Source organism: Lacrimispora amygdalina (genome assembly GCF_900205965.1).
In the GTDB taxonomy this organism is placed as follows: domain Bacteria; phylum Bacillota; class Clostridia; order Lachnospirales; family Lachnospiraceae; genus Lacrimispora; species Lacrimispora amygdalina_A.
The window spans coordinates 1-25220 of the sequence record NZ_OAOF01000004.1; the positions used below are offsets into that span (position 1 = coordinate 1).

Annotated in this window: 26 protein-coding genes; 16 read left to right on the forward strand and 10 right to left on the reverse strand. The window is 40.9% G+C overall.

Annotated elements, in window-relative coordinates; translation table 11 throughout:
• Together CRO04_RS06820 and CRO04_RS27265 are read right to left on the reverse strand one after the other, a co-directional pair.
• Positions 1–1731 (reverse strand): condensation domain-containing protein (locus CRO04_RS06820; protein ID WP_141400951.1); only part of this gene is annotated, 1731 nt, incomplete at its 3' end.
• 118 nt (positions 1732–1849) lie between these two features.
• Positions 1850–2134 (reverse strand): cyclic lactone autoinducer peptide, encoded by a 285-nt coding sequence (locus CRO04_RS27265; protein WP_278321359.1) that lies wholly within the window; start codon positions 2132–2134, stop codon positions 1850–1852.
• 64 nt (positions 2135–2198) lie between these two features.
• On the opposite strand from CRO04_RS27265, the gene CRO04_RS06830 reads away from it, so the two are divergent.
• The 3 genes from CRO04_RS06830 to CRO04_RS06840 are packed head-to-tail and all read left to right on the forward strand — an operon-like array spanning position 2199 to position 4785.
• Positions 2199–2906: a LytR/AlgR family response regulator transcription factor gene (locus CRO04_RS06830; RefSeq protein WP_097003499.1), complete on the forward strand. Its 708-nt coding sequence runs from the start codon at positions 2199–2201 to the stop codon at positions 2904–2906.
• Between the two features lie 12 nt (positions 2907–2918).
• On the forward strand, positions 2919–4247 hold the full coding sequence (locus CRO04_RS06835) for a sensor histidine kinase (protein WP_097003500.1): 1329 nt from the start codon (positions 2919–2921) through the stop codon (positions 4245–4247).
• On the forward strand, positions 4216–4785 hold the full coding sequence (locus CRO04_RS06840) for an accessory gene regulator ArgB-like protein (protein WP_097003501.1): 570 nt from the start codon (positions 4216–4218) through the stop codon (positions 4783–4785). The genes CRO04_RS06835 and CRO04_RS06840 overlap by 32 nt, the downstream gene beginning before the upstream one ends.
• Before the next feature lie 89 nt (positions 4786–4874).
• Here the strand turns inward: CRO04_RS06840 and CRO04_RS06845 are convergent, their stop codons facing one another.
• The 5 genes from CRO04_RS06845 to CRO04_RS06865 are packed head-to-tail and all read right to left on the reverse strand — an operon-like array spanning position 4875 to position 10315.
• On the reverse strand, positions 4875–6356 hold the full coding sequence (locus CRO04_RS06845; protein ID WP_097003502.1) for a sulfatase-like hydrolase/transferase: 1482 nt from the start codon (positions 6354–6356) through the stop codon (positions 4875–4877).
• 30 nt (positions 6357–6386) lie between these two features.
• On the reverse strand, positions 6387–7694 hold the full coding sequence (locus CRO04_RS06850) for a PTS sugar transporter subunit IIC (RefSeq protein ID WP_097003503.1): 1308 nt from the start codon (positions 7692–7694) through the stop codon (positions 6387–6389).
• A 44-nt stretch (positions 7695–7738) separates the two neighbouring features.
• Positions 7739–8044, reverse strand: a complete 306-nt coding sequence (locus CRO04_RS06855; RefSeq protein ID WP_097003504.1) for a PTS sugar transporter subunit IIB — start codon at positions 8042–8044, stop codon at positions 7739–7741.
• 14 nt (positions 8045–8058) lie between these two features.
• Positions 8059–8379, reverse strand: a complete 321-nt coding sequence (locus CRO04_RS06860) for a PTS lactose/cellobiose transporter subunit IIA (RefSeq protein WP_097003505.1) — start codon at positions 8377–8379, stop codon at positions 8059–8061.
• A 16-nt stretch (positions 8380–8395) separates the two neighbouring features.
• Positions 8396–10315: a BglG family transcription antiterminator gene (locus CRO04_RS06865; protein WP_166432493.1), complete on the reverse strand. Its 1920-nt coding sequence runs from the start codon at positions 10313–10315 to the stop codon at positions 8396–8398.
• A gap of 122 nt (positions 10316–10437) precedes the next feature.
• Here CRO04_RS06865 and CRO04_RS06870 point away from each other — a divergent pair, with 122 nt between their 5' ends.
• On the forward strand, positions 10438–11187 hold the full coding sequence (locus CRO04_RS06870; protein ID WP_330400793.1) for a DUF554 domain-containing protein: 750 nt from the start codon (positions 10438–10440) through the stop codon (positions 11185–11187).
• 17 nt (positions 11188–11204) lie between these two features.
• Here the strand turns inward: CRO04_RS06870 and CRO04_RS06875 are convergent, their stop codons facing one another.
• On the reverse strand, positions 11205–12101 hold the full coding sequence (locus tag CRO04_RS06875) for a metallophosphoesterase family protein (protein WP_097003508.1): 897 nt from the start codon (positions 12099–12101) through the stop codon (positions 11205–11207).
• A gap of 184 nt (positions 12102–12285) precedes the next feature.
• On the opposite strand from CRO04_RS06875, the gene CRO04_RS06880 reads away from it, so the two are divergent.
• Both CRO04_RS06880 and CRO04_RS06885 read left to right on the forward strand, forming a co-directional pair.
• Positions 12286–12861, forward strand: a complete 576-nt coding sequence (locus CRO04_RS06880; protein WP_097003509.1) for a TetR/AcrR family transcriptional regulator — start codon at positions 12286–12288, stop codon at positions 12859–12861.
• A gap of 96 nt (positions 12862–12957) precedes the next feature.
• Entirely contained in the window at positions 12958–15369 is a 2412-nt protein-coding gene (locus tag CRO04_RS06885) for a PEP/pyruvate-binding domain-containing protein (RefSeq protein WP_097003510.1), read from the forward strand.
• Between the two features lie 95 nt (positions 15370–15464).
• On the opposite strand, the gene CRO04_RS06890 is transcribed toward CRO04_RS06885, so the two are convergent.
• Entirely contained in the window at positions 15465–16175 is a 711-nt protein-coding gene (locus CRO04_RS06890) for a 4Fe-4S binding protein (protein WP_097003511.1), read from the reverse strand.
• Between the two features lie 268 nt (positions 16176–16443).
• On the opposite strand from CRO04_RS06890, the gene CRO04_RS06895 reads away from it, so the two are divergent.
• Positions 16444–17082 carry an O-methyltransferase gene (locus CRO04_RS06895; RefSeq protein WP_242974366.1) on the forward strand — a complete coding sequence of 213 codons (639 nt, stop codon included), beginning with the start codon at positions 16444–16446 and terminating at the stop codon, positions 17080–17082.
• A gap of 63 nt (positions 17083–17145) precedes the next feature.
• On the opposite strand, the gene CRO04_RS06900 is transcribed toward CRO04_RS06895, so the two are convergent.
• On the reverse strand, positions 17146–17730 hold the full coding sequence (locus CRO04_RS06900; protein WP_097003512.1) for an AAA family ATPase: 585 nt from the start codon (positions 17728–17730) through the stop codon (positions 17146–17148).
• 155 nt (positions 17731–17885) lie between these two features.
• Here CRO04_RS06900 and CRO04_RS26135 point away from each other — a divergent pair, with 155 nt between their 5' ends.
• The 9 genes from CRO04_RS26135 (at position 17886) to CRO04_RS06940 (ending at position 25169) form a co-directional block, all read left to right on the forward strand.
• Complete coding sequence (locus CRO04_RS26135) at positions 17886–18032, forward strand: hypothetical protein (protein ID WP_166432494.1); 147 nt, start codon at positions 17886–17888, stop codon at positions 18030–18032.
• Between the two features lie 52 nt (positions 18033–18084).
• Positions 18085–19617 (forward strand): DUF4118 domain-containing protein, encoded by a 1533-nt coding sequence (locus CRO04_RS06905; RefSeq protein WP_242974367.1) that lies wholly within the window; start codon positions 18085–18087, stop codon positions 19615–19617.
• Positions 19601–20299: a response regulator gene (locus CRO04_RS06910; RefSeq protein ID WP_097003513.1), complete on the forward strand. Its 699-nt coding sequence runs from the start codon at positions 19601–19603 to the stop codon at positions 20297–20299. The genes CRO04_RS06905 and CRO04_RS06910 overlap by 17 nt, the downstream gene beginning before the upstream one ends.
• Before the next feature lie 159 nt (positions 20300–20458).
• Positions 20459–20845, forward strand: a complete 387-nt coding sequence (locus tag CRO04_RS26560; RefSeq protein WP_207654412.1) for a tetratricopeptide repeat protein — start codon at positions 20459–20461, stop codon at positions 20843–20845.
• Positions 20832–21281 carry a potassium channel family protein gene (locus CRO04_RS06920; RefSeq protein WP_097003514.1) on the forward strand — a complete coding sequence of 150 codons (450 nt, stop codon included), beginning with the start codon at positions 20832–20834 and terminating at the stop codon, positions 21279–21281. Before CRO04_RS26560 ends, CRO04_RS06920 begins: the two co-directional genes overlap by 14 nt.
• Positions 21278–21943, forward strand: coding sequence for a potassium channel family protein (locus CRO04_RS06925; protein WP_097003515.1), 666 nt, complete (start codon positions 21278–21280; stop codon positions 21941–21943). The genes CRO04_RS06920 and CRO04_RS06925 overlap by 4 nt, the downstream gene beginning before the upstream one ends.
• 4 nt (positions 21944–21947) lie before the next feature.
• Positions 21948–23450 (forward strand): TrkH family potassium uptake protein, encoded by a 1503-nt coding sequence (locus CRO04_RS06930; protein ID WP_097003516.1) that lies wholly within the window; start codon positions 21948–21950, stop codon positions 23448–23450.
• A gap of 19 nt (positions 23451–23469) precedes the next feature.
• Complete coding sequence (locus tag CRO04_RS06935; protein ID WP_097003517.1) at positions 23470–24246, forward strand: Ku protein; 777 nt, start codon at positions 23470–23472, stop codon at positions 24244–24246.
• Positions 24246–25169, forward strand: a complete 924-nt coding sequence (locus CRO04_RS06940) for a DNA ligase (protein ID WP_097003518.1) — start codon at positions 24246–24248, stop codon at positions 25167–25169. Before CRO04_RS06935 ends, CRO04_RS06940 begins: the two co-directional genes overlap by 1 nt.
• The last annotated feature ends 51 nt before the right edge of the window (positions 25170–25220 follow it).

Genomic DNA, 25220 nt, shown 5'->3' on the forward strand with positions numbered 1-25220 from the left:
TCTGTCTTTTAGATGCTTTTGTGTGAGCAGAACGCCTGCGCCGCTGTCCTCCAGCATATATTCAATCCTGTCCTCCGGGTAACCGGGATCTATGGGCAGGTAGGCACCTCCGGCCTTTAGAGTACCAAATATTCCTGTCACCATATCCAGGGAACGCTCGGTCATGACAGCAACAATACTGTCCGGTTTCACTCCCTTCCTCCGCAGCGCATGGGCAAGCCTGTTGGCTTTTTGGTTCAGTTCCCTATAGGTCAGTTTTTTATCTTCAAAAACAACCGCGGTATGCTCCGGTCTTTGTTCTGCCTTCTCCTCAAATAAACCGTGGATGGTCTGATCTTTGGAATATTCCATCACTGTCTGATTAAAATCATGAAGCAGCATACGCTTTTCCGCCTCCGGTACCACTTCTATTGCAGAGATCGGAGTATCGCCATGTTCCATTGCTTTTGTGAATAAATATTCAAAATGGGAAATGAAGTTTTCAATTGGTATAAACTTTCTAAACACATCCAGCCGGTAATCAAAATTAACACATACATCCGCTTCCCCCTCATGTCCCCAGATCAGAAGCATTAGAGCATTTCTTTCATGTTGATGCGTCATTGTTACATTCTGGCATTCATCAGCAGTAACAAATTTTTTTCTCATTTCCTGTTCTTCAAAAGAAAGGGATATATCAAATAAGTTGCCTTTTTCACTTACCCCTTCATAAACCGCCCGGCTGATGTCACCAAAATTTGTTCTTTTATGCCGGTAGCATTCAAAAAGTCCATGCCTGATCAGTTTCATGAGCTCTTTAAAACTCATATCCGTCTCCGGGTTTATTCTAAGTGGTAATACATTTGCAAAATGTCCTATGGTCTGTTTATATTTGGCATTGCTCCGGTTAAAAACAGGGACACCAATCACCAGGTCCTTCTGTTTGCAGACCTTGCTGAAATAAAGATATAAAATCCCTAATAAATAATGAAATGCAGAGCTGTTTTCCTCTTTACAAAACTCAAGCATTCTGTTATATAGCACTTTTTTAATTTTTAAAGTACTCCTGTCGCTCCAAACGGAGCTGTCATTTTCACAATCATATCCGATTCCTTTGCTTAACAGCGGTTCAGGAATCGTCTGGTATTTATTCTTCCAAAATTCAATGTCTTTTAGGAAGGCAGGTGAATTTCTATATTCCTGATCCTCAGCGATAAAATCAGTGTAGGAATAAGCATCTGCCTTTATTTCCGTATTTCCTTTTGCCAGTTCATTATAAGTATCAATCATCTGGCTGTATAATAGCGCAAACCCCCAGCCGTCAATGATCATATGATACACTTTCAGTAAAATAAAATATTCATTTTCATTGCTTTTTAATAAATAAAACTGAAAAAAATAATCATTGGGATCAAATGGTTTTAAAAACTCCTTTTTAATCCATTCGGCACAGAAAGCAGCCGGGTTTTCTTTCATTGAAAAGTCCAAAAATGGAGCTTTATAGTGGATTTGGGGCAGTATGGTCAGATACGCTTCTCCTGCCCGGTCCATAAGACGTGTTCTCAGAGTATCATTTTGATTGATGATTCTTAGCATCGTATTTCTGAATATTTCGATATCAATGTTTCCTTTAATCCTGATATAACCGCCAAGATTATAAATCGGTTTTCCCGGATGCATACACTGCTCTAACCATATATCTCTCTGGTAAGAGCTTAGACTAAATTCTTTTGCATTTTCATTTGTACTCATAAATATCTCCCCTCATAAAAAAAGCAGTCTGTCCCCATAAAATTATTGGAACAGGCTGCAGTCATTGCCTGGTTTCCTTCGGCGGCCTGGCAATCATAGCTGTGTTACCAGCTATTACTTAAAATCTGCGCAGTTTTTTAGCATTGTCCGGAAGTTTGGGCTGATGAATAAACAGCATGCATGCTAAATTCATATTTAATGATGTAAAACTCAGCGCAAGACTCGCTATTATTTTTACAAGTTTAAAAAATAAAAGTTCTATGATTTTCCCCTCCTCTCTATTGTATTCTGCTTTCAGACTGTATTTTATCAAATAATTTACTATAAAATAGTTTAATGTAGTGAATGGTACTTTCGATTGATGTGAAATGTAACGATAAATTAAGAGTAGCAAAAATGACACATTTTGCTATAATAAGAGTGTAATCGACAGATTTGTTACCATTATCTAACGGAAAGGAGAAACTATGATTGATATTGCTATATGTGATGATGATAATGCGATATGTTCCCAAATGGAACAGATCATATCGGATTATGCTGCCAGAAATTTTTTGAAGATTGATTTAAGCATTTTTAACAGCGGCGAAAGTCTGTTAAAATCGTTTAACCAGGATAAATCATTTGACCTGATTTTTCTGGATATTGAACTGGGCTGCATGAACGGGGTGGAAGCGGGCAGGCAGATAAGAAAAGTGCTGAAAAATTATAACACTGAAATTGTGTATATTTCAGGCAAGGACGCCTACGACAGACAGTTGTTTGATATTCAGCCCCTCCATTTTATCCCGAAGCCCATTAGTCCACTCACAGTCATCGAAGATTTAAAACTGGCTATAGAAAGAACCCAGAGGCTGGGGGGATATTTCACCTATCAAAAAGGATATGATATGCACAAGATACCAATTAGTGAAATCATATATTTTGAAAGCTTAAACCGGGAAAACAGAATTGTTTTTACAACTGGAGAAGACTTTTTTTACGGAAAACTGGAGGACACCGCCTTAAGTGTTACAAAATATCAATTTGTTCAGATACACCGGTCCTATCTGATCAATTATAACCATATTGCGATATTGCGTTATACAGAAGTAGTGATGTCAAACGGTACGGTACTTCCTATCAGCAGATCAAAGCGTCATGAATTCCGCAAACTGCAGATCAGCGAAGAATAAGGGGGAAACTTTATGAATATGGAAAGCTACAATGCGGTCTACTGCCTGGGTAATTTGTTTATGACGTTTGTCATATACAAATATATGCATATTTTCTACTCAGACTGCAGGGTGAATTTTAAGTTGGAACGTCTGGCTTATTTCGGCTATTTTGTGGTGATCACACTTACATATATTTTTTTAAAAATTCCATTGGTAAATTTAACTGTCAATCTGATTACACTCTTTTTAACTGCACTTTTGTATGAAGGCAAAATCAGTAAGGCACTTCTTTCTACGACCATTATTTATTTTTCATTGATGATGATCGAGACACTTGTGGCGTTCTTAACCAGCATTCTGGAACTGAATCTTTTAATCCCTTTTAAATATAAATCGGGGTTTGGGATTGTTGCGCTAAATATATTATCCTTTTCTTATGTGCTGCTTGTGCAGGGATTTAAAAATGTGAAAACCAAATATCCCCTCCCCAATGTGTACTGGTTAAGTTTAATAACCGTTCCATATGGAACCATCATCATGCTTCTTACCATTTTTACTAACAATTGCAGTTCCCGCACCATTATTTTTATTTGCATGGCGAGTGCGTTCGCCATAAATATTGTTACATTCTATCTTTACGATAAAATATCTGACCTATTAGTTGCGCAGATGAACAGAAGAATTATAGAAGAACAGAACCGTTATTATGAAAATCAGGTGGAGATGATGGAATCAGCCTTAAAAAATATGAGAATGCTCCGCCATGATTTTAAAAATAAGCTTTCCCCTTTGTATGAACTGGCAAAATCCGGGAAAATAAATGAATTAACCGAACGGCTATCTGAATTAACTGACATGTGTCAGATAACTAAAGAATATGCTGTATCAGGAAACAGCACCATTGACAGTATCATTAATTTCAAATTACAGCAGGCTGAAAAAAAGAACATACAAATTAAGGCGGATATCCTGATTCCGGAAGACTTGTCGGTGGAAACGTTTGATATGGCTGTTATCCTTGGAAACTTATTGGATAATGCTCTGGAAGCAGTTGCCCAAACAGGGGACCGCTGGATTCATATAAGAATAAAATATACGAAAGGCCGCCTTATCATCGTCATAAACAACTCCTTTAACGGTTTGGTTAAGAAAACAGAGGATCACTATATGACCCGGAAAAAGGATGAAAAAAACCATGGATTGGGGCTGAAAAGTGTACAGAAGGCCATTAAGAAATACGACGGTGCCATGCAGATATCCCACGATGAAAAAGGGTTTCAGGTTAAGGTTCTGATGTACATGAATTTAAATAATTGGGGAGGTTATCATGGAACATTTAGCAAATGCACTAACGGATAAATTAATAGACTGGAAAATCATAAACAGGGAGGACCGGGATTTATATGCTTATGGATTCTGGCAGGGTGGTATCTATATTTTTAATTATGCCAGTGTATTTTTAATCGGTCTGCTGTTTGGTATGCTGTGGCAGAGTGTTGTATTTATTCTCTCCTACGGTCTGATCCGCCCCGTGGCGGGCGGTTATCATGCACGTACCCAGCGAAACTGCTACCTGTTTTCCATACTTCTGATTGTAATTGTTCTGAGTATATTAAAGTGGTTTCCGATAAGCAGCATCGTCTGCATTCTCATTCTTCTTTTCTCAGGTGCGGTTATCTTTATACTTGCACCTGTGGAAGACGAGAATAAGCCTCTCGACGAGACGGAACAGATGGTCTACAGGCACAGGTCCCGGATTGTTCTGTCAGTTCTTTCTGCGCTGACACTGATCTTTCTCGTAACGGGGCTGGTGTCAGTCGCAAACAATATTACTCTCTCTCTTTTGGTTGCGGCAATTATGCTGATACTTGGCATAATGAAAAACAAACGGAGCTGAAAAGCAGAATTTATGAAACTAAATTTTCCGTGAGACATAGCACTGGTATGGAAAAAGGGGAATGGTTTTTATTCCATTCCCCTCATGATCTATCGAATATCTTTACGGTCAGGCACATAATCTCCTGTTTCAAGAAAGAAAGTAAGCATACGCTCTTTCAGTTTTAAGATATCTTCCTTATAATTCTCATCATTGATTACATTATTTAATTCCATCGGATCTTTTTCAAGATCATAAAGTTCATCTGTCTCATACAGACGCCTGACGTATTTCAATTGCCCCATCCTGATCATAGCTGCCTTTGTATGCTCCGGACCTTCACTGCATTGTGTATCAAGTCTGGGCCAGTAAGGTGATAAAGGACCGTGTCCCTTTTCCATACAGTGCTCCTCCCCATGAAGCCTGCCTCCTTCGCAGAATACCGCATCCTTATGAAACTCCTTGCCGCTTACCGCATCCAATAGTGATTTTCCAAACTGCTTGTATGGCAGGCTGATTCCAGCCATATCTGCAACTGTTTGAGGTATATCCACCAGTTCCGCAAGTGCCTGTGTTACCCGGGGTCTGCATTCATGCCCGCTTGAGGGCTTTATTAAAAGCGGAACATTGCTGATGGGGTTCTCAAAACAATTCTGTACCTTTTCTGTTATCGTGTAATCCCCGGTGTAATCACCATGATCACTGAATACAATGATATTGGTATCATCGTAGACCCCTGTTTCCTTCAGCTTATCCGAGATTAAACCGTACTGATAATCAAATCGTGAAACCATGGCCAGATAGGTGGCTCTCAGTTCATCAAAGCGCTCCTCTGACCAGCCATTTAAATTCTGCCTGGAATTAATTCCATAAAGCATGGACGGTTTATCTTTTAAACCTTTCACACAAGGTCTTCTTGGCAGCAGCTTTTTCCTGTCTATACTGGAATACCATGGGTCTTCACATCCATAAGGCGGATGGGGGAAGGTCAGCGTCACATACAGAAAGAATGGCGGAGCATCTGCTTCTTTGCTTCTTCTCTCCAGATAATCCAGTGCACTTTTCATACAGTTCCAGTCAAAACTTTCCTGTGTTTCTTTTTTATCCAGCTTTCCGATATAGAAAGAATAATAATTATCGTCTTTTTCTGGTCTGACTGCAGGAATTTCACCTTTTTTCTTAAAACCAAAGACATTGTTACTCTCCCCTTTCGTATCCTCCATTACCACACCATTGTAGTACTCACTGCAATATTCTTCCTTGGTGCGGTTTCCTGGAATCACATCATTTCTGCCGACCCAGATCACTTCATAACCCGCCTGCTTCATAACTTTCAGGATATTGGGTTCATCCGGATTCTGAAGAAAATGCATGGTGCGGTGTCCAGTTGTATGTGGATATAAACCTGTAAGGAAACTGCATCTGGAAGGAACACATACCGGATTCTGGCAATACGCGTTCTGAAATGAAACGCCCTCCATTGTAAGCTTGTCAAGATTGGGAGTTATGGAAGCCGGATTCCCCAGATGCCTCAGGGAATCACTTCGCATCTGGTCTGCTGCAAATAATAGTATATTGGATTTTTTTTCCACACTGACTCTCCTTTCCAGATTATTTAATGATTAGTCTGTGCCCATTTCTTCTAATACAGCCTGTTTATCAAGAACTTTAAAAAACGGAAGATAAATTAATATTTGCATCGCTATTAATACAATCTGTAAAACTGCTGTTTTCCATCCTCCAGCAATAAGACCCGCAAACACCACCGGAGTACCAAGAGGAATGGTTGTACCATTAAGCGGAGGAATGATACCGATGCTCATCATAAAAAAGGAAAAAAGAAACGTGGCAATCGGCGTAATAATCAGCGGAATTATCATGATTGTATTTAATACCATTGGAAGACCAAATGTAATGGGCTCATTGATTCCGCAGGCTCCTGCCGGAAGTGCAAGCTTTCCAAGCGTCTTATACCGTGAGCTTTTTGCCATAAAAACCATAAGAATGCACAGTCCAAGAGTTCCGCCTGCTCCTCCCACTGAGGCGAAAATCAACCATGATGCATTGGTGATCAGATTAGGGCCTGCCACACCGTTTGCATATGCTTCCAGGTTTTCAAGCCCTGCTGCCGTGTATAGAACATTGATAAAAGGCATGACAATCATTCCGCCGTGGATACCGAAAAACCACATAAGGGAACAGACCAGAATAAACAAAATAAAGGTTGCAGGGCTGGCTCCAAGATTGGCCAGAGGTGCCTTCATCATTGTATATACAAAACTATTTGCATCCTCAAAAGGTGTTAAGGAAAATAAAAACCGGATCAGCCCAAAAATAAACGCAATACTAAACGCCGGAATCAAAGCACTGAACGATTTTGCAATTGTGGGCGGAACCTGTTCCGGCATCTTTAAAACGATATTGTGTTTAATAAATACCTGATAGATAAAGGGCACCAGCAATCCGATTATCATGGCTGTAAATAAACCTGCTGCTCCCAGATATGTGGTAGGTATTGCCCTGGCAATCGAGACAATTTCCTGACTTTTCTCCGCTTTTCCTGAAACGCCAAGAGGAATTAAAACAAGGAATGAAAACAGGCTCAATGCGCCGACTATTGTAGATACATTATCATCAAAATCATATTGCTCTGCCAGTGCTTTGCCAATAAGAAAAACTGCATAGACCGCAAGCATATCGGTCGTCACCTTCGGTGCAAAACCGAATATTTCTTTTAAATGAACGGCTGTTATAAGACTTTGATACGGCGCAATCTGCAGATTAGCAAGAAGTGTAAAAATTGCCCCGATCATTGTAATTGGCAGCAGTACGGAAAATCCATTGGAAATTGCTTTTAAATATTTGTTTTTTGAAAGCCTGCCTGCCATGGGAACGAAATATTTTTCAATTAATCCTGTTAAGTTATTCATATATCCTTCTCCTTTTAACGTGACTTTTTATCTGCTGCACCCAGTTACCCCAATAGTTTACATGCATCCTCCAATACTTTTTCCCCATTCATCATTCCATAATCTCTCATATCAATGACGGAAACTTTTATTCCCGCCGGCTCAAATTCCGCCTTAATATCTTCTAAAAGATACCTGACCTGAGGTCCAAGAAGAAGGATGTCAGTCTCACCCTTATATTTCCGGAATTTTGATTCTGGCATTGCTATAATTTCCACCTCCATATTTTTGCTTTCTGCTGCTTTTAACATCTTCTGTGTCAGCATGGAAGTAGACATTCCAGCCGCACAAATCAATGTAATGTGTAACATTCTACCACTCCTTTCTATTCGTTAGATATCCCCTTTTTGTAAAGCCTTACAAACTCTTTTGCCAGATCTCTTACAGTCATGGCATTCATTAAATGATCCTGTGCGTGAACCATAATAAGGCTCATAGGAAGGTGTTCCCCGGAAGCTTCTTCCTGTAAGATTCCGGTCTGGAATTCATGAGCCTTCTCAATTGATTCATCGGCTTCTTTCATTAACTCATCGGCCTGTTTAAGCTTTCCCTCTCTTGCGGCTGCAATTGCCTGCATCGCGCAGCTTCTGGCATTTCCGCCGTTTACAACCAGTTCCATCATAATTGTTTCAATTTCTATATCCATTTGTTATCCCCCATCCTCATCCTCTGATAGTTTTGTCATCCATTAAAAGCTCCATCAGCGTTTCAAACGATGCTTCCTTAATAAGCTTTAACATGCCTTTCTGATTCAGCAGAAGATTCATGGTAAGCTGATAAAAAGCCTGAAGCTGTTCCTGTTCCACTTCCCCTATGGATACAAGAAAAACTGCCTGAACCAGATTTGTATTCCACAGGACAGGTTTTCTTAGAATTCCCACGCATACAAAGTTCTCCTCAGAAAGTGTCTTATAAGGGTGCGGCAGTGCAGCCAGATTGCCAAAGTCTGTCTGGGCCATCTGTTCCCTTTTCAGTACTGCTTCATAAAATCCCCTGGGCAATTGTCTTATTTTGCCAATCCGTCTGCATAGTTCTTGAATGATTTCCTCTTTCTTTTCACCCTGGATATCTGTAAAAAACAGACGACTGTCATAAAATTCATACAAAAAGCTTTTATTTCCCATGAACAGAATTTTTTTGACTGCCAGTATCTCTCTGTCTGCCAGAAAATCTTTTACGGAAATAACCGGGACAGGAACCGTAATTTCCAAAGGTACCGTAGTAAAAATATAATCCACCCTGCTTAAATCAAAGTTATCCAGTTCATGTGTATTACAAGTGTATATTTGATTTATATAATTGCCGAACTCCTCTTTATAACGATAGGTTAACAGCTGGGCGCTGCCCTTTCCTGATGCACACACGATCAATATGTTTTTCTTGCCGTTATTTCCCTTTTCCTGCTCAAGTGCAAGTGCAAAGAGAAGGGCTATAAACCCCACCTCATCATCTGACAGGCTTTTGTGGTAATATTCCTTCAGAACAATGCATGCCTGTTTTGCAATGGCATATGCCAGAAAGTAGTTCTTTTTTGTTTCCTCCAGCAGAGGATTGTCGATACCCATGTCATACCTGACCCTGATATCCAACGGCACCATATGCTGAGACAACGAAAGAATTAAATCCCGGTTGTGTCTGAAGTCTATTTTAAAACTGTCATATACCGATTGCAGCATATTTGTGACCAGGTCCATAAGCCGTCCGGGAATTTCCGTTTTCAGCTCTTCTCCCTCCTCTTCGTCAATGCTTCTTTTTCCGGCCAGATGAATTGCCATATATTTTATCTCTGGCTGGGTAAAAACAATTCCCTGACTATGCTCCAGCCCTTTTGCCAGATCCTGTGCTATGACCATTTCTTTTTCGCCCAGACCTGACTGAAAAAAATCCGCCTCCTCAGAAGTCATGAAAAGCCCGGCTTTCATGCGCTTTAATGCGATATAAATATGAATGGTCAGATTTTGAAATAATACCTCAGACAATTTAATATTATGTTCCCTGATACAGGTGAGCAGTATATCACCGATGGACTTCATTTCATTCGTACTTCTGCGCCGGTGCCCCTGTAAAATAAAATCCGGTTTCATCAGATAGTTGGCAATACACAGCCGCTTATCAAATTCCGTTCCCTCTGCTCTGATTCCATAATGAGGTTTTCGCACCAGCCTGACATCGTATTTGGATAACATTTCCTCCGCCTTTTTTAAATCTCCAGTCAGCACATTCCTTGATATGAATAAAAAAGAACTTAAATCATCCAGTTTTACATAGTCCCTGCTGTTAAGAAAGCACGAAAGAAGATATAAAATCCGTTCCTGTGAAGAAGTGGGTAACGCCTGTTTGTCTGCTGACATAGAAATTATAAGTTCCTGATACAATGCCGGATCAGTAATTGATATCCGGTAACCATATCCTTGTTTGGATATGATATGTGCCCCACATGGCAAAAGCTCTTTATCCAGCTCCTTTACTCTTGTCCTTATCGTCTTTTCACTAAGTTCCAGTTGTCTGGCCAGTTCAGCTGCTGTAATGTATTGATTGCCGGTAAGCTTTGAGAACAAAAGCTGCTGCCTCCTGTTAAGCAAGCCGCCACCTCCTTTCGTTATCTTCATTATACCATTGGCAGAATGAAGATCCACCCGATTATTTTCCGTATGCATTACGGTAAATCTTTACGTCATTATTATTGGATGTTATAATATCGGTTATGAATCATAATACGAAAGGCGAAAATAAAATGACTGGGTCAGGAACAATTGTAAACAGCGCTGCTGTCATTGCGGGAGGAATCATTGGTCTTACGCTGAAGGGCGGATTGAAGCAGAGATTTCAGGATATTATTATGCAGGCGCTGGGCCTTTCCGTAATCTTTATCGGAATTGCAGGAGTTTTGCAGGAAATGTTTGTAATTAGCGCATCAGGACTGGAAACGAGAGGGACTATGAAAATGGTATTATCTCTGGTTCTTGGAGCCGTTACCGGTGAATTTATAAATATTAACAAACACACGGAAACTTTGGGAGATTGGCTGAAGCGGAAATTCAGCACACCGGATGACAATGGCTTTGTGGAAGGATTTGTTTCTGCTTCCTTAACCATCTGCATCGGTGCCATGGCAATTGTAGGCTCTTTACAGGACGGTCTGACCGGAGATGCTTCAATGCTCTATATAAAAGCTGTTTTAGATGGAATGATCCTGATTGTTTTTACATCTGTTTTTGGTAAAGGAGCTGTTTTTTCTGTCATACCCCTGTTTCTTTTTCAGGGCTCCATCACCTTATCAGCGTCTTTAGTCCAGCCATTTTTAACAGAGGAAGCTGTGAGTTACCTATCCTTTATTGGTTCAGCTTTAATCTTTTGTGTAGGCACGAATCTGATGTTTAAAACTAATATCAAAGTGGCAAATCTTCTGCCTGCCCTGATTTTTGCAGTTTTATTTCACTCGCTTCCCATATAGGTATAAAGGGGTATTGACTATTTCCTTCTATCATATTTTTCAATGGGTTCCGGTCCTCTTACCACGGTACGGTGAACTTTAAGACAACCCTCCTCATCTGCGGCTATTCTCCAGTCCACCAGCAGTATTTCTCCATTTATTATTTCTATTCCGGAGATTCCCCTGGTTCTGGTACAGCAGCCCGTATTAAAATATGGAAGATCCTCTGCTTTGGGAAATTTGGGTCTGTGCGTATGTCCGCAGATCAGCATAACTTTATGCCTATCAATCCATTCATCATAGATACGTTCTATTTTATGACGTTTAAATAAATTACGGGCAGGACTTGTAGGATTGTCAAACCCTACAAGATGAAGATATCTCCAGAAATATCGAAGCAGCAGCATGGACAGAAACCACAGCTGGTCATTCATAAAGTCACCCTGATGTCCATGCAGTACAAAAATCTTCTGACCAGTGTCTTTATAACGAAGTACCAGAGCTTCTTTTGGTCGTATTCCTTTAAACAAATCCACCGTCTTTTGGTTATATTCATCATAATATTGATAATAATTTAATTTTACGAAACGTTTTGATTTCAGATAAATATTATGATTACCATATAGTGAGAGGAATCGCTCAGAATCATAAAACTTCTTCATTACTGTAAAAACATCGGTATGAGCCAGTCGTATGACACTGAATTTTTTATACTCCCACAATTCATCCCCATCTCCCACCTCTACATATACATAGTTCTCTTTATAATAGTAGTTTAATGCATGTAAAAAGATGTTCTGGTTTCTGATAAATTCATCTGAAACACTGTCATCACCACGGTGACAATCACTGAAGAATATATATTTTGAAGTTTTATCAAATGTTATGGTCTCGGCATGCTTAAATGCGGTTGTAAGTCTTTTATCTGCTTTCATTATTTGCTCCATTTTTACTTTTATCATTAGTATTAAACTTATTTAATGTTTTATACGATTCAGAATCGTAAAAAGGAAGGGACAAACTTTCATTTACTTCGACAAACCAGAGTAACTCTGATATTGACGAATTTATGGCGGCAAGTTAATATAGAAATACAAACAGGGAAGGGGGGCAGTCATCTTGGGACGACCTTATTCGGATGAAGAGCGGGTAGAATTAAAGAATAAAGTAAAAGAAATCGCTTCGCTTATGTTTATGGAGGAAGGGTTTAAAAACTGCAAAATTCAGGATATAACCAAAAAGGCCGGTATTTCCATGGGCGGCTTTTATACCTTCTACAAAGACAAAGAAGCTCTTTACGAAGAAATCCTGCGGGATGAAAAAATGAGAATACGGCAGAAAATTCTGACAATCATTGATGAGGAAAACCAGACACCCCAGGGATTTTTTTCTGATCTGGCAAATGTATTTCTGGAAAAAACCTCCACAAACAAATTTTATGCCAGTGAATACGGCGGTCTTTTAGAATCACTGGTCTGGAATAATGATGCATCTGCATCTCAGGATAATTTAGACTTTATCCGAAAGCTTAAAAATATCTGGGCAGGCAAGGGGTTTTCCCTGTCAGCTTCCGATGAAGAAATCGCTTCTGCAGTTGCCGCACTGGCTGCTTTATGCATGCAGAAGGAAATGATTGGCGATGGCTTTCTTTTCTGGTATGAAAAAATCCAAAAATTAATTCTGGAGCTAATTTGATATTTTTTATTAAAGCTGTGAATATTATTTGATATTTTCATAGAACGGTGCTATAATCCAGAAAAAGGGGGTGTATATGCTTTGAAGGCTTTATCTATGAAATATGTTATGAAATTCAGTGAAATAAGAAAGGAAGATATCTCTGCCGCAGGTGGAAAAGGTGCAAATCTGGGAGAACTGTATCATGCCGGTTTTCCGGTTCCCAATGGTTTTTGCATTACCAGCCGTGCCTTTGATGATTACATGAAACGGAATGGGTTCGATTCTTCCGCACCAGGAAACAGCCTTACCAGTGAGAATATCGCTAAAGGACAGCTGTGGAAGGAACTGGAGGATGAAATCGCAGAATATTATCATGCACTGGGCCCGGATTCAAAAGTTGCGGTACGTTCCTCTGCCACTGCCGAAGACCTGCCGGAAGCAAGTTTTGCCGGGCAGCAGGAAACTTATCTCAACATACAGGGACTTAATCAGCTTTATCTGTCCGTCAAAAAATGTTTCGCATCCCTGTTCTCAACAAGGGCGTCCGCCTATCGAAAGCAAACGAACTTCGATACCATAAAGATATCGTTATCCGTCGTAGTCCAGTGTATGGTAAACAGTGAAATATCCGGTGTCCTTTTTACCGTGGACCCTGTTAGTAAAAATAAAAGCAGGATGATGCTCAATGCCTCATGGGGTCTGGGCGAATCCATTGTTTCAGGGAAAGTAACTCCTGATATCTATTTATATGACAGGGATCACCGGCAGATAGTTGAAAAACGGTTAGGCGATAAAAAGCTCCTGGTCTGCTATAGCGCAGATGGAACCGAAGAGAAAGAAACCTCCTCACAGCTAAGAAATGAATTTAGTTTAACCGAGAAACAGGCAATAGAAATATTTGAACTGGGCAGAAAAACAGAACAGCACTTTCATTGCCCCCAGGATCTGGAATGGGCCATCTCTGAGAACAGGCTGTATTTACTGCAGGCACGGCCAATCACCACTTTAAATGTAAAAAGCAGCAGCGATATCAAGATTACAAAATCTCAGAGAGCGGTATTAAACAACTGGATCGAACACTGCCCCACCCCGCTCTATCCCCTTGATGTGGCACCATGCCTGTTAGTGGATGAAGCAAAAAACAAAGTGTTTCATGAGCTGGGCATCTTTGTGGATAGCGAACTTACCATGGCTGATAACGGATTGCTTGCACTATCTGCCGGAAAAATACATATCTCACCTAAAATATTTAAAATCCCTTTCCTCCTGAGCCGTTTTACCGACTTTTCCATCAATTCAGCCAGGACAAAGGATTCTTTTCATAATATAAGGAAAGAATTGGACTCTATAGAGAATTCTGACCTTACCTCATTACCTGCCAAAGCATTGATCCGGCAGATCATGGAACTCATAAAACTTTCTGAAGAGCTTGCTTACACACGATTCCGATACAATATCTTTCCGTCTGTGGCTGTCTCAAAACTGATTCATCATGACCTGAAGAAAACAGATAAAAATATGAACGAATATGATTTGCTGAGTAATCTTTCCTATAAAACCTGGAATTTAAACATTGAATTAAAAAAACTATCCGGATACATCCACAGCAGCCCTGAACTGGAGCAGTTATTTATGGAACTGGACAGTACCAATCCCCGTGCCATATCGGCATTTCTGTCTAATCAGCCTGATTTTAAGTCGAAGCTGGAAAATTTCTTAAATGAATTCGGCTGGAAATCAAACAGCAGCTACTGTGCCTTCGGCTCCGTTTCATGGTTTGAGAATCTGGATTCCCTGTTTTCAATGCTGAAAGTGCTGCAAAACTCCGGAAGAAACGAGGAAGCAACAGATAAGTTTCAAAACATTATGACAAAGATTACAAAACAGTTTGATAAAAAGAAATCCCACCGGTTAAAATCGAAAATTGAAGAGATAAGGGTATATCATGTGAACCGGGAAGAGAGCCTTTATCTGATAGAAATGTGCTACGGTCTTGCCCGCAGAGCTGCATTTGAGCTGGGGAACCGTTTTCCCCAGCTGTTTGAGAAAGCGGACGACATTCGGTATCTCACCCTAAACGAGGTCTATGAATTACCGGGCAATATAACGGACCTGAAAGAATTGATTTCTGTGAGAAAATTGAACCGGCAGAAAAACGAAATGCTTTGGTCTGGGTTTTCAATGGGCACAAAAGCAAGTAATCAGAATACACTGACCGGTGTTTCCGGAAACGGAGGACGATGCCGAGGGCGGGTACGGAAAATACTGACTCAGCAGGAATTTGATAAAATGCAGCCCGGCGACATATTGCTCTGCCGCTATACAGATCCCTCCTGGACCCCCCTGTTTGTTCTTGCTTCGGCGGTTATATCGGATACAGGCGGTCCCCTGTCCCATAGCGCAATTGTGGCCAGGGAATATAACATACCTGCAGTGCTTGGAATTGGAAATGCAACCAATCTGTTAGAGGATGGGGATGAGGTGTTGGTTGACGGCAGTTCCGGAAAAGTGATTCTGTTAAAGTGAATATATGGCAGGCCCATCTGAAAAATGAGCCTGTCTTTTTCAATTATATCCTATTGCTTCACCACCAGATTCTTTAATACCTCATCAGTTGTGGGTCACTGTTTCTGACATATTCCAAAACTGATTGCTTTCTTAGGGCATTCATCCACGCATTCCAGACAGTTAATACATTCCGTATTATCTAATCTTCCAGATTTAACCATCTCAGCTATATTTAAACCCATAGGACAGATTCTGCTGCATTTTCCACAGGAAACACAGTCATCAGGTTTCGCTTTCAGCCTGAATCTTGGTATATGAAAAAAATCTGCAATGGTTTCACCAATTACCATAAAGGGAGCCATCCAACAGAGGCTGTGGCACATTCCCCGTCTGCCGGTCATTAGCGTGAACAAATATATAAGAGAGACTACAACTGCATAGATAATCATGTAAATTATGTTAATGTCCATAAAATGCAGGAAATCTCCTTTTATCGGGCCGTTATGTATCCACAGAAAAACGATAAAAGAAAACCACACCACCCAGATCACATATTTAGACAGATTTTTCCACCTGCTGTTCCAGGGGCGGCTGTTTGCATTGGAAATAAAATCCTGGACAGCACCTCCCGGACAGAGCCAGCCGCAGAAAAGCCTGCTCCCAATGACGGAAAACACCAGGAGCAGCCCAAAAATCATCGCGCTTCCATTCAGAACTCCATCTGCCGCAGAAATAACAATGACATAAGGCGATAAAAGAAAAAATGTCAGTGGAAACATCAGTGCAGAATACACTAATAACCCCTTGCGAACTCGTTGTCTCATTAAAAATACTCCTTTTTTATCAATTTTTTTATTTTAATATATTTTTATGATATAACATTATGATATATTAGTCAATATGATTTTTCTCATAATACTTTTTTCCTTTTAAATGCTTGATTATAATTTTAAATTGTTGTATACTGTCATTACATAAATTTCGTAAGCGTTCACGTAAGCCAACGCACTATCTGACCTACCTGGTTGGAGGGTGTGTTTTTTTTGCGTTCTCCTTCCTGTAGGAATACAAATAAAAAAGGAGAAATAAGCTATGGGAAAAGAATTGGAATTAGAGAAGACTTACATCGAAGATCTGTACAGGGTAACAACCTCTCTGCAAAAAAAGGATTTTGTAAATAAAACGGAGTGGAAAGATTTTGTGCCGGTTATAGAAGACGATACTGCGCGTTTTCTGCAATTGATATTACAGATGAAAAAGCCAGTGAATATTCTTGAAATTGGTACCAGCATTGGATTTTCGGCAACCTCTATGGCACTGACTGCCAGAGAATATGGCGGAACCATCACTACCATTGAATTCGACCCCACTGCTGCCGCACAGGCAAAAATTAATTTTATTCGTTCAGAAGTTGACAGTATCATACAGATCCTGGAGGGTGATGCGTGTCAGATTGTCCCAGAACTTCCGGATGCTTCATTTGATTTTATTTTTCAGGATGCAGATAAACGGATTTATCCCCGTCTGTTAAAGGATTGTATCCGTATTTTGAGACCCGGCGGTATACTCGCTGTTGACGATGCCCTTTTTCCTGTGATGGATCTGGATCCAAAATGGAGCGAACAGGTTGAAGCCGTGCATATATTCAACCGTCTGGTGGCAGATTCTTCTAAACTAAACAGTACTCTGCTTCCAATTGGAGATGGAATCATTGCGGCAGTAAAAAAGTAAAAATGAAGAAACAGGCTGACGCCATAACGGCCGGCCTGTTTCTTCATTCCACAACATACTGAACTAGCTTTCAATTATATCCAGTATATCTTTCATTGATTTCTGAAATTCAGTCTCTGATGAATTCTTAAAAATCAACAGATCATCTTTGCAGTCAGGATCGTCTAATTCTTTTGGAATATCAAAATTAACACCTGCAATATATTCATCCCAATGATCCAGTTTCCACCGGTCCCGGTCACTGTTCCGGTCAATCATTCTCTGTCTGCATACCTCTACATCCGTCTGAACCCAAATTACGGTAAGCACAACATTCTTTCTGGTCAGCTTCTCCCGCAGTGCATTCATATACCCGGTATCTCTGATTTCTCTTGTAAACGGAGCATTAATCAGCACAATATCATCATATTCCAGTGCTTCCATAGCGAGGTCAACGATTGCCGCATATTCATAATCCCGTATGTTTGCTTCAAAAAAATCAGAACTTCTGTTGTATTCCTGGCCCGCAACCACAAAGATCTGTTTCGATAAAACAATCAGAGTATCTTTATCAAGATAGACAACATGCTTTAAATTCTTGGCAAGCTGCTTTGATACGTAAGTTTTTCCGCTTGCAGGAGGAGATGTCACCAGTATCAGTCTTTTCATATTTTACCTCTCTTCTAAACTCCATTTTTAATCCTATTATACCATAATTATGGAATAATAACTGTATAAAAAACAGTAGAATCCTTCTTCTAAATGTGATATGCTCACATAATAAATAGCATTTCAACTGATGAAGCTTACAAGGAGAAATATTTATGAATTTTAAAATAACAGATGATATAAATGAGACAGATGAAAAAATTATCTATGAAGGTCTGCTGGATTATAATTTAGAAAGAATTGAAGATAAAAACCCCAGAGATCTGGGTATCTATCTCCATAATGAATCGGGAATCCGGTGACAGGTCAACGCCACTACTACACAAAAAATCTTTTATAGCGGAGGCAGCAGTCTTGAAATCTCTGAGAAATAATGATTTAAAAGAAATGATAAGATATGTATTAATAACAGCCCTGATCATAACCGCAGCAACCGGGATTGGCTGGATCTTCTTAATCATTGGTTTTCCGGAAACAAACATCGTCATTGTTTATCTCCTTTCTATTCTCCTGACCGCACGTTTTACAAGGGGAAGTGTTTACGGAATTGTGGGTTCTGTTGCAGCCACCTGCGCATTTAACTATTTTTTTACAGACCCTTTCTATACACTGTCTGTAAACGATCCTTCTTATTTTATTACATTCGGTATTATGACGATTACAGCAATAATTACCAGCGCTCTTACTTCAAAAGTAAAACAAAATGCTTTGGAATCTCAGGAAAAGCAGGCGGAAACAAGTGCACTCTTTCAACTAACAAACCGGTTAACAGATGCTGCTGATATATCTGACATTGCAGCCATCACCACGGAAACCATCAGCGGAATAATGAATTGCCGTGCCGCCTGTTTATGCTTTGACGAAAACGGACAGCCCCAGACCAGTTTTATTCAACAGCTAAGTGCTCATCAGCAGGTACGCAGAAAAGTTGACGATCCCTCTGAACTGAAGCACCGGATCGAGGGACTCAGGGGCGGTTACGTTGTAAGCGGAGAGTTTTACGACTGGCCCATCTATGGCAGAGAATCCATATTGGGTCTGCTTCGAATTCCAATAACAAACGCAGCTTCCATGGGGGAACCTCAAAAGCGCCTGCTGCGTTCTATGATTGAAAGTACTGCTCTGGCCATGGACCGGTATCGAAGTGCCAGGCAGCAGCAGGAATCAAGAGAAGAGACCATACAGGAACGTTACCGAAGCAACCTGTTACGCGCAATTTCCCATGATCTGCGTACACCTTTATCAGGAATCATGGGCACGTCGGAGATACTTATGGATATGACGGAATCAACAGATCCAAGATACGACCTGGCAGAAGGCATTCATAAGGACGCAGACTGGCTTCATTCACTGGTTGAGAATATACTGAGTCTCACCCGTTTGCAGGATGGAAAGCTCACAATCACCAAACAGCTGGAGGCTGCGGAGGAAGTCGTTGGCGGAGCAGTCAGACATATTTTAAAACGTTACCCCGGTTACGAGATCACAGTTGCTGTTCCAGAGGAGGTTCTTCTGGTTCCCATGGATGCGAAATTGATTGAACAGGTTTTGATTAATTTACTGGATAATGCCATCAAACATACGCCACCTGACCGCGAAATAAAAATAACGGTCAGTCAGGAGGACAATCTGGCTGTATTTTCAGTTGCTGACTCCGGATGCGGCATCGGGGCATCGGATCTGCCCAATATCTTTCAGATGTTTTATACCACACACTCCGGTAAGGCTGATGCCCAGCGAAGTGTCGGACTGGGGCTTCCCATATGCGAAGCCATTATCAAGGCCCATGAAGGAATGATCGAGGGTCATAACCGCGCAGGAGGGACCGGTGCGGAATTTATATTTACATTGCCAAAGGAGGAAATCACTCATGCAGAACCGGAATGAGCAAATTCTGATTGTCGAAGATGACTCACAGATACGGAACTTTATCTGCTATTCATTAAAGCAGGAAGGTTTCTCTTATACAACTGCAGGGACTGCCCAGGGTGCCCTGTCTACACTGGTCACAGAACAGATTGATCTTATGCTTCTTGACCTTGGACTACCTGATTTTGATGGTATGGAAGTGATTAAAAAAGTCCGGGAATGGTCTGAGATGCCGATCATTGTTGTTTCTGCACGGGATCAGGATAAGGAAAAGGCATCTGCGCTGGACAGCGGTGCGGACGATTACCTGACGAAGCCCTTCTCATCCATGGAGCTGATGGCACGAATCCGGGTAGCGCTCCGTCACTTGAAGAAAGCGGGCGGACTGCGGTCCCAGACAAATTTATCCGTAGGCGGACTTCGTATTGATTTTGATAAACATTTAGTATACCTTGATGACAATGAACTGCACACAACTCCCATGGAATACAGCCTGCTTTCCTTATTTTTCCGGAATATAGGAAAAGTGCTGACGACAAAATATATAATCAGGGAAATTTACGGCGTGGGTTATGGAACAGACACCCAGGCTCTTAGGAAGTTGATGGCTGGACTACGGCGTAAAATAGAAAATAACCCGGCAAAACCACGATATATTCTGACTGAGATCGGTGTGGGATACCGGCTTTCCGATGTATAAACGAAACTTGTTTTATTTAAGAGACTACTCTGAACTTCCAGGAGTAGTCTTTTTTTCATCCTCACAGCATCCTCACAGGGATTACCGGTCTCTCACGCCATACTCACAGCATTTTTGTTACGATCATTATGTAAAAAATCTGCAAGGAGGTTGGGATCAATGATAAATAACGAATTAAATAATAGAGAAAATCTTACAAAACTATGTGACACAGTAAAAGATCTGATCGGAATGCAGGACTATCAGACATGCGAAAACATGATCTGCCAGGCTATGGGAAGTTATCCTCACGCTCCGCAGCCCCATAATCTGATTGGAATACTGTTAGAAAAAAAAGGCGATCATTCTTGTGCCATGAAGCACTTCAGAGCTGCCTGGGCACTTGATCCCACTTATCTGCCTGCACGGCAGAATCTGGAATGTTATGGAACATTTTTTTCTAAAGGCCGGTGTGCTTATGATGAAAAAGACTGTATCACAGAAACAGATACAGGCTCACCAGCCATTACAATATTATCAGGAGGTATCAAACATGAAAATACATAACTACACGATTATTATCGGTTGCGGCAGGCTGGGTGCAAATCTGGCAAATACCCTGTCTGACAACGGTGAGGATGTTCTGATTATTGATAAAAACAGGGAAGCCTTTAGAAAACTGTCACCAGCTTTTGGCGGCCTTTCTTTACAAGGTGATGCAACAGACTTAGATGTACTGCAGGAAGCACAAATTGGAAATGCAAGTGCTGTCGTTGCTGTCACGAATCATGATAATGCAAACATTCTGACTGCACAGATTGCAAGGGAAATGTTCCATATTGAACGGGTAATTGCCCGGCTCTATGATCCGGAAAGAGAATACGTTTATCGTGAATTCGGAATTGATACCATTTGTCCGGCAGTCTTATCTGTAAAGGAAATTGATAAGATATTATCCAGGACAGAGATATCAAAAGATTCCATGCAGGAGGTGGCTCAATGAAAACAAAGGTCTTACTGGTTGGCGGAAGAAGTAAAGCAAAATCTCTAGCCGCGTCATTAATAAATAAAGGCTATCACGTGACTGTGATCAATGATACATATGAAGACTGTGTGAAGCTGTCCGAGATTGACAAGCTTACTGTCATTCATGGTGACGGAACAAGACCGTTTGTCTTAGAAGATGCAAATGCCGGGGATGCAAATATAGCAATCGCAATGACTGCAAAAGACGAGGATAATCTGGTAATCTGTGAATTATGCAAGAAGAAATTTCATATAGAAAAAACCGTAGCCCTTTTGACAGATCCGAAAAAAACAGATTTTTTCTATCGGATGGGAATAGACAGCGTTGTCTGTGCCATTACTGCAATTACCGGAATCATTGAACAGCAGGCTTTTGTAGATAAAATCACAACCTTAATCCCCATTGGGGAGGGTCGTGTCAATATTGCAGAGGTTCCAATACCTGACACATCTCCTGCCGCAGGAAAAAAGCTTTGGGAAATTAATCTTCCCAAAGAAGTAATTGTCGGCTGTATTCTCCGCGGGGATACGACCATGGTTCCAAGAGGGGATACCCGGATTCTGTCCGGGGATATGCTTGTGCTCATCTCCTCCGACAAACAGGAAATGGCTGCCATTCAGGAATTGACAGGAAGGTGATGAGATGACTCGTAAATTTTCTAACCGCAGCAACATTGGAAAGCTGATGCTGCTCATTGGCATACTTATTGCAGTTCCCCTGGTTATCGTTCCTTTTTATCCTCAGGATGCAGGTTATATTCTTCCCTTCCTCCTTCCCTCACTTGGTTCCATAACACTTGGAAGTATATTGTGTTTCATGAGAAAAAGGGAGGAATCCACATTCGAGTGGCGTTCTTCCATGCAGCGCAGCAGCCTGACCGTCCTGTTTGCATGGGGCTGGGGAGTTCTTGTGGGGGCAGGTCCTTTTGTACTGGGCGGACAGCTCACCTTTGCTCAGGCACTGTTTGAAGCAGTCAGTGGCTGGACAACTACCGGCCTTTCCGTTATGGATGTGTCCGCTACTCCCCATATCTATCTGTTTCACCGTAGCTTTATGCAGTTTTGCGGAGGCCTGGGCTTTGTTATGATGATGGTGATGCTTGTCCAGGATAAGCAGTCCATGAATCTCTATAATGCGGAAGGTCACCCGGATAAACTTCTGCCCAACTTAAAAAAAACAGCCCAGACAATCTGTCTGATGTACAATGCATTCCTGGTAATTGGTACTGCAGCTTATGTAACTGCCGGTATGAGTTTGTTTGACGCTGTCAATCATACCATGTGTTCCTTGTCCACCGGCGGTTTTTCCACCAGATTAAACAGTATCGGGGAGTATAACAGTCGTACCATTGAACTAATTACTATCATCCAGATGTTAATAGGTACTACAAATTTTGCAGTCCTTCTGCTTCTGGTAAAAAGAAAATGGAAGCAGGTTCTTAAAGTCAGTGAGGTCCGCTTTTTGTTTCTGGTACTTTTGTTTACTGTTCCTGTTACAGCCTTTTCCCTTATAAAAAGTCTGAATATGGGAATCGGTGAAGGATTCAGACGGGCACTGTTTGATGTTACATCTGCTCTTTCGACCACAGGTTACTCCAGTATGAGCTACACCTCCTGGCCTCCTCTCGCAGTGGCCATGCTGATCTTAACAATGTTAATCGGAGGCGGAATCGGATCCACGGCAGGCGGTCTTAAACTGACCCGCGTTTACCTGATACTTCGGACTACCCTTCAGAATATACGAAAACGCCTGTCCTCTCCACGAAATGTAGAAACACTTTATTATTTCAGAGCACAGGGAAAAACTACAATTGACTCCACTCTTGCCATGGACACCAGCGGCTTTGTTACAACCTATTTCATACTCTATATAACAGGCACATTGTTACTAACACAAACGGCAGATTGTTCGCTGACAGAAGCCATGTTTGAATTTGCCTCCGCTCTTGGCACAGTAGGATTATCCATCGGCATTACCTCTCCTGCCACAAATACTGCAACGCTGGTGGTAGAAATGTTTGGAATGATTTTGGGACGACTTGAGATTTTTATTGTATTTATTGGATTTTATTCCGCAGGTTCTTTAATAAAACAGTCATTTGAAAAGATGCGGCATGCATATTTTTCCCATATTGTCAAACAATAGCTAAAAAGGAGGCGTTGTTATGGCTGTAGCTCATAAAAGTGCGATTAGTGTAGGGATGCTTTATATTCCCGTAGGATTATATAAAACCACAAAAGATACTTCAGTAAGTTTTAATCAATTATGCAAAGACACTCATGAGCGGGTGAAATACAAAAAAATATGCCCATCTTGCAATAAAGAGGTGGATTCTGAAGGCATTATCAAAGGATATGAATATGAGAAGGGTAAGTATGTGACTTTTACTGAAGACGAACTGGAAAAAATTAAAACTAAAAAAGATAAGACGATTCATATCGAGCATTTTGCAAAATTATCAGATGTTGATCAGATTTTCTACGAAAAAAACTATTATGCCGTACCGGAACCAGGTGCTGAAAAGGCATTTGAGCTCCTGCGTCAGGCGATGCTGTCACAAAAAAAAGTGGGAATCGCAAAAACCGTATTGGGGTCTACGGAAAATTTAATTGTCCTTTACCCTACCAGGGAAGGAATCATTGCAAAAACATTGTTCTATCAGGCAGAAATACAGGCAGTACCGGTTGCAGTAACCAAACCAGAGGTCTCAAAACCAGAAGTGGAAATGGCGAAAACCATGATCGATTCCATGACATCAACCTTTGATCCTGCGATCTACCACGATGAATACCAGGAACGGCTGCGCCAGGCAATTGAAACAAAGATAGCCGGGAAAGAAATTGTCAATGCGGATACGGAAGGTCAGAATAATATCATCGATCTGATGGAGGCAATGAAGAAAACTGTTGAAATGGCAAAAGGGACCAAAGGGCTGGCATAATGGATATTTTTGACACCAAAGAGGTAAGCCCCATGCTTATCTCAGAAATGACGGATCCCTTTGATTCTCCCGATTATATATATGAAATAAAATGGGATGGTATAAGATGCATTTCTTTTTTAAGCGATGTGACAGAAATGAGAAATAAACGGAATAAACGTATGATTACCTTCTTTCCGGAGCTTGCTAAGCTTCATAACCAGGTGAAAGAAAGATGTATTCTGGACCACGAATTACTTGTTCTAAAAAATGGGGTACCTGATTTCTATGAGGTACAGAGAAGAGCTTACATGAGCAATCAGTTCAAAATAAAACTGGCTTCTGACCGTTATCCCGCCAGTATTATTGCTTATGATATCTTATATTACAAAGATAAGGATCTGACCGGACTTCCGCTCATGGAGCGGAAAAAGTACCTGGAGGATGCAGTTACGGAAAATAATCTGATATCCGTATCCAGATACGTAGAAACCAATGGAATCATGCTGTTTCAGCTGGTTAAGGAAAAGGGGCTGGAGGGGATTGTTGCCAAAAGAAAAGACAGCTTATACTGGCAGGGCAGAAAGACAAAAGACTGGATTAAATGCAAAGTAATGTCTACGGATGACTGCGTAATCTGCGGATATATCAGTAAGAAAAACAATATGACCAGCCTGATATTGGGACAGTACGATGACGAAATCCTGGTATATAAAGGTCATGTTACCCTTGGTGTCAGCCTTCGGATTTTAAACCAGCATAAATATAATGTAATTGATTATTCCCCATTTGGATACGTACCGGAAGGGAATCAGGATGCGGTCTGGATGGAACCGGAACTGGTTTGCATAGTTGAATCCATGCCAACTGAAAAAGACAGTTTCCGTCAACCTGTTTTTAAAGGAATCCGGGATGATAAGCCAGCAGCAGAATGTAAGATATAGTCTGAAAATAAAAAACTGCCGCCCTTTGATATGCTCCCCCTATATAGGACA

Coding starts and splice junctions, on each gene's coding strand:
- CRO04_RS06830 (WP_097003499.1), top strand. CDS start 2,199: ATGATTGATATTGCTATATGTGATGATGATAATGCGATATGTTCCCAA.
- CRO04_RS06835 (WP_097003500.1), top strand. CDS start 2,919: ATGAATATGGAAAGCTACAATGCGGTCTACTGCCTGGGTAATTTGTTT.
- CRO04_RS06840 (WP_097003501.1), top strand. CDS start 4,216: ATGGAACATTTAGCAAATGCACTAACGGATAAATTAATAGACTGGAAA.
- CRO04_RS06850 (WP_097003503.1), bottom strand. CDS start 7,694: ATGAATAACTTAACAGGATTAATTGAAAAATATTTCGTTCCCATGGCA.
- CRO04_RS06855 (WP_097003504.1), bottom strand. CDS start 8,044: ATGTTACACATTACATTGATTTGTGCGGCTGGAATGTCTACTTCCATG.
- CRO04_RS06860 (WP_097003505.1), bottom strand. CDS start 8,379: ATGGATATAGAAATTGAAACAATTATGATGGAACTGGTTGTAAACGGC.
- CRO04_RS06870 (WP_330400793.1), top strand. CDS start 10,438: ATGAATCATAATACGAAAGGCGAAAATAAAATGACTGGGTCAGGAACA.
- CRO04_RS06875 (WP_097003508.1), bottom strand. CDS start 12,101: ATGAAAGCAGATAAAAGACTTACAACCGCATTTAAGCATGCCGAGACC.
- CRO04_RS06885 (WP_097003510.1), top strand. CDS start 12,958: ATGAAATATGTTATGAAATTCAGTGAAATAAGAAAGGAAGATATCTCT.
- CRO04_RS06890 (WP_097003511.1), bottom strand. CDS start 16,175: ATGAGACAACGAGTTCGCAAGGGGTTATTAGTGTATTCTGCACTGATG.
- CRO04_RS06895 (WP_242974366.1), top strand. CDS start 16,444: ATGGGAAAAGAATTGGAATTAGAGAAGACTTACATCGAAGATCTGTAC.
- CRO04_RS06900 (WP_097003512.1), bottom strand. CDS start 17,730: ATGAAAAGACTGATACTGGTGACATCTCCTCCTGCAAGCGGAAAAACT.
- CRO04_RS26135 (WP_166432494.1), top strand. CDS start 17,886: ATGAATTTTAAAATAACAGATGATATAAATGAGACAGATGAAAAAATT.
- CRO04_RS06910 (WP_097003513.1), top strand. CDS start 19,601: ATGCAGAACCGGAATGAGCAAATTCTGATTGTCGAAGATGACTCACAG.
- CRO04_RS26560 (WP_207654412.1), top strand. CDS start 20,459: ATGATAAATAACGAATTAAATAATAGAGAAAATCTTACAAAACTATGT.
- CRO04_RS06920 (WP_097003514.1), top strand. CDS start 20,832: ATGAAAATACATAACTACACGATTATTATCGGTTGCGGCAGGCTGGGT.
- CRO04_RS06925 (WP_097003515.1), top strand. CDS start 21,278: ATGAAAACAAAGGTCTTACTGGTTGGCGGAAGAAGTAAAGCAAAATCT.
- CRO04_RS06930 (WP_097003516.1), top strand. CDS start 21,948: ATGACTCGTAAATTTTCTAACCGCAGCAACATTGGAAAGCTGATGCTG.
- CRO04_RS06935 (WP_097003517.1), top strand. CDS start 23,470: ATGGCTGTAGCTCATAAAAGTGCGATTAGTGTAGGGATGCTTTATATT.
- CRO04_RS06940 (WP_097003518.1), top strand. CDS start 24,246: ATGGATATTTTTGACACCAAAGAGGTAAGCCCCATGCTTATCTCAGAA.